This window comes from Haloferax sp. s1 (assembly GCF_058382125.1).
In genome coordinates this window covers 1-4199 of the sequence record NZ_JBZRPK010000403.1, presented here as the reverse complement: position 1 = coordinate 4199, position 4199 = coordinate 1, and the positions used below count along the sequence as shown (strand labels likewise).

General features: G+C 54.7%; 5 protein-coding genes and 1 tRNA gene. 4 read left to right on the top strand and 2 right to left on the bottom strand.

All coding sequences use genetic code 11. From position 1 onward, the window contains the following. The first annotated feature begins 77 nt into the window (after nt 1-77). Nucleotides 78-626, top strand: a complete 549-nt coding sequence (locus QT222_RS05310) for a poly(R)-hydroxyalkanoic acid synthase subunit PhaE (protein WP_491476539.1) — start codon at nt 78-80, stop codon at nt 624-626. After that, nucleotides 623-2101: a class III poly(R)-hydroxyalkanoic acid synthase subunit PhaC gene (gene phaC, locus QT222_RS05305; protein WP_004056138.1), complete on the top strand. Its 1479-nt coding sequence runs from the start codon at nt 623-625 to the stop codon at nt 2099-2101. The genes QT222_RS05310 and phaC overlap by 4 nt, the downstream gene beginning before the upstream one ends. Nucleotides 2102-2125: 24 nt before the next feature. Here the strand turns inward: phaC and QT222_RS05300 are convergent, their stop codons facing one another. Beyond that, complete coding sequence (locus QT222_RS05300; RefSeq protein WP_004056137.1) at nt 2126-2548, bottom strand: universal stress protein; 423 nt, start codon at nt 2546-2548, stop codon at nt 2126-2128. A gap of 487 nt (nt 2549-3035) precedes the next feature. Here QT222_RS05300 and QT222_RS05295 point away from each other — a divergent pair, with 487 nt between their 5' ends. Then, nucleotides 3036-3185 carry a DUF7557 family protein gene (locus QT222_RS05295; RefSeq protein WP_004056136.1) on the top strand — a complete coding sequence of 50 codons (150 nt, stop codon included), beginning with the start codon at nt 3036-3038 and terminating at the stop codon, nt 3183-3185. Nucleotides 3186-3454: 269 nt separating this feature from the next. On the opposite strand, the gene QT222_RS05290 is transcribed toward QT222_RS05295, so the two are convergent. Continuing rightward, nucleotides 3455-3538, bottom strand: a tRNA-Ser gene (locus QT222_RS05290). A 208-nt stretch (nt 3539-3746) separates the two neighbouring features. On the opposite strand from QT222_RS05290, the gene QT222_RS05285 reads away from it, so the two are divergent. Further along, nucleotides 3747-4052 (top strand): hypothetical protein, encoded by a 306-nt coding sequence (locus QT222_RS05285; RefSeq protein WP_004056135.1) that lies wholly within the window; start codon nt 3747-3749, stop codon nt 4050-4052. The last annotated feature ends 147 nt before the right edge of the window (nt 4053-4199 follow it).

The window sequence follows — 4199 nt, the reverse complement described above, 5'->3', positions numbered from 1 at the left end:
CCTCTGCACAGGTCACACCAGATACGCCGGAGTAGTCTGTCGGTTAACTATTTTAGCCCGCCCGAGAGTATATGCCCATGTCACAACAAAAAGGGGACGAGTGGACGATGTATGCAGCAGAGATGAACGAGACGATGCTTGCGGCACTCGAACGAAACGTCGAGGCACAGACACAGTTCGTCGAGTCGTGGCTCGACGCGCTTGAGGAGACACCCGAGATGTCCACGGAGACGATAAGCGAGGGCCTCGACGGCTACGCTCGCGCCTACGAGGTGTGGATGAACGCCGCCGAACAGCAGTTCGAGCGAGCGAGCGACGCCTTCGAGGGCGAGGATGTATCTGCCAACGAGTTCCGCGATATCTGGTTGAACTCGGCGAACGAGGCATTCAAGGAGGTGATGGGTACCTCCGCGTTCGCCGCCGCGACCGGACAGACAGTCGAAGACGCACTCGAAATGCAGCAGGAAGTCGACGAAGCCGCGCAGTCGACACTGCGCACGCTCGGGTTCGCCACAGAGGGAGACATCGACGAAGTCGCAGAGCGCCTCGTCGAACTCGAACGGAGACAGCACGCCGTCGAGACGAAGCTCGACCGGCTCCTCGATGCGATGGACGTGGAGGGATGACACCAGTAACCTTCGCCTTGGACTTGCAGCGCCGACAGTGGGAGCAAGCTGCGGAACTCGTCGACCGGACTAGCGCTGCCTCTGACCGTGCCGAAACCGTGTCGGAGGTATCGGTCGGCAAAACCCCAAACGAAGTCGTCTACAAGGAGAATAAACTCAGACTCCTCCACTACGAATCGAAGACGGAGACACAGTACGATGTGCCCATTCTCATCGTGTACGCACTCATTAACCGGCCGTACATTCTCGACCTCCAACCCGACCGGAGTGTCGTTCAGACGCTCCTCGAACAAGGGTTCGACGTCTACCTCATCGATTGGGGCGAGCCGTCACGGCTCGACACCCACCTCACGCTCGATGACTACGTGACTCGGTACATCGACAACTGCGTCGACATCGTTCGCGACCGCTCGGGGCAGGACTCGATTAACCTTCTCGGGTACTGCATGGGCGGGACGATGAGCGTGATGTACGCTGCGCTCTTCCCCGAGAAGGTCAGGAACCTCGGTCTGATGGCCGCGGGACTCGTCTTCGATGACACGGGCGGAGTCCTCGAGCGCTGGGGTGACGAGCAGTACTACTCACCCAAGGCCGTGACCGATGCGTTTGGAAACGTTCCTTCGGAGTTCCTCGACGTGGGCTTCGCACTGATGGACCCTGTCGAGAACTTCGTAACCAAGTACGTCCGGTTGTTCGAGAACGTCGAGAACGAGTCCTTCGTAGAGAACTTCTCTCGGATGGAGCAGTGGCTCTCTGACGGTATCGACGTCGCGGGCGAGACCTACAAGCAGTTCTTGGAGGACGTCTACCAGCAGAACAAGCTCGCTCAGAACGAACTCATGCTCGACGGGAAGCAGGTCGACCTCGAACGACTCGAGATGCCCATCCTCCAGATTGTCGGGGAGTACGACCACCTCATCCCACCGGAGGCGAGTAAACCGTTCAACGACCTCGTTCCGAGCGAGGATACGGAGGTTATCGAAGGCGCGACTGGCCACATCGGGCTTTCCGTCTCGTCGCGCTCGCACGGAGACCTCTGGCCGGCCGTGAGTGACTGGTTCGCCGAACGTTCAGAGACAGGAACAGATGAGACACCTGACTCAGAGACGGAAGAGACCAGACCAGACTCGCAGGCGGAAGAAACGGACGAGACCCCCGATGAGGGACTCAAACCACAGGCGGCAGCGTCGAACGAAACTGTCGCCGAAGAGCCTGAACCACAGGTGGTAGAGTCGAACGAGACCACCGAAGAAGAACTCGAACCACAGGCGGTAGAGGCGAACGAAACCGCCCCTGAAGAACTCGAATCCATCGACGGTATTGGTCCCACATACGCAGAGCGCCTTGCCTCGGTGGGAATAACGTCGGTGTCTGGGTTGGCTGCGGCCGACCCATCGGAGATTGCCGCAACCATCGACGTACCGGTTTCTCGAGTGACCGCGTGGGTTGAACAGGCATCCGACCGCACCGACTAATCGTTTTTTCGACGTGAAAATCGCTTAGACAGGGAGTACCGGGATTTTTGCGAGCCGAATCACACGGTCCGTACAGCTCCCGATGTGTGGTACCTGGAACTCCGAATGGCCATGCCGACCCATCACGATGAGGTCGATGTCCTCATCCTCCGTGTACTCGAGAATGACCTCGTGCGGGATACCCCGCTTACAGACAGAGACGACATCGAGACCGAGGTCTTCCGCTTTTTCTTCCACTACCTGAAGTGCCTCTTCGCCGTGGTCCTCAATCTGCTCGAAGAAAAGTTCGTCACTCGAGAGCGCAGGTGTGTCACCGTAGGTTCGCCGGTCGATGACGTAGAGGGTATGAACAGTTGCCTTATATTTCCGGGCGATATCGAGGCCGTACTCGACACCGCGCTCGGAGCCATCACTCCCGTCGACGGGGATGAGAATATCATCGTACATCGTATCCACATATTTAGCAGCACAGGATATGAAACTTTAGTCCATCTGACGAGACCTTCGGGTACATTCACAACGCAGGACTGGTCGGTTTTTACGAATAGTATCTAACCTCTGATACCATACATCAGTTCTCGGCACATGATTTTTCGCTGTGCTATCGATTAGGCCGGGCTATTCAAGCAGAGTACTGCGAAGGAACAGAGATAACTACACCAGTGGGCTGTGAATTGCGTCTGTCAATCGAATATAAATGGTAATTACCATTTACACAGGTACGTTTGTAATGGATGAATTTTCACATACCATGAAATTCATACACAATAGAAAAGATTTCTGACTTTAGAAGGTGAAACGTAAAGAGTTGATATTCCGGTGTATCCACAACGGATGTCAGTTCTAGCCGTTAATTCACGGAGATAGTAATCACTAACAACGTTTTTCGAGGACGCATGCGATAGTACATGATAGAGGAACCGAGGGAGACGATATGACATACACACTCGAGATTAGTGACGATCTCAAAGAGCGGTTAGACGGCCATTTAGAGGAAGACGAATCGCACGAGGAGTTCATCGCCGAACTCCTCTCGATGTACGAGACTGAGGGGACATTCCTTCAAGAGGGATACTCAGAATAGGGCGATGACCATCACCACCGACCGGACGGCGTGGACTGAGCCGAACGGAATCGACGAAGCAGTAGCTGAAGTACAGTCGGTAACACACGAACCCGTACATCCTGCTGATCCCACTCAGTTATCGAATATCGATGGCGCTCACAGTTGACTGCGCGTCTCATTCGAGAGAAGGACCTCTCGTTCGTCGCTGTCGAGGGTGGCGGGCCTTCGGACCCCTTGTCACGGGCATTGCCCACGACACATGCGAGGATTCTCACCAACACGCAGAGCGGTGGGAATGGGATTCGAACCCACGAGGCCTCTCGGCCACCTGCTTTCCAAGCAGGCACATTAGTCCACTCTGTCATCCCACCAGTTGCGAGCGTTGTTCAAGAGACAATACCGTTGCAACGACCAAACCAACTTCGGTCGGAGAAGTGTGTTACTGAAAGTCATGAATTTCAACTCAGCTGCGTGGAATCGCAAGACACAATCCCACCAATAATTATTCCATCCTAAAATGGTTAGAAAATATAAATCTATTTGTAGCCTCGCCAACATCTATTATCTGGTGCTACACCAATGCCAACCGAACTAGAAACAGTCCAGTTTTCGTTCTCAGACGTGACGGGACACGAGTACACTGACTCGAAGGATGTCGGCGTTCGTGGACCGGTTACCGCAGCAGAGACGGCCATCAAGAGCTTTGACATCGGATACGATGGCGAAGACCATCACATCATGTCCGAGAAGATTCAGACAGATGCCGACGTTCACGGCGACACAATCAGTGTGAATCTTCAGGCGCTCTTCCGCGACGCCAGCGGCCACATCGACGACCCCTACGGTGGCAATATCGAGGTACTCGTCGTTTCCGAGACCGAATAACTCGACCGACTGATTCGGATTTTTCGCGTCGGTATACAATAGTTAGTAGTAACTCGGCTATCCTCAGTATCCCGTTTACGAACCATTAGCGTCCAGAGTTACCAGCACTTTTCCTTTGGCACGTCCTTCTTCAAGATACCTGATAGC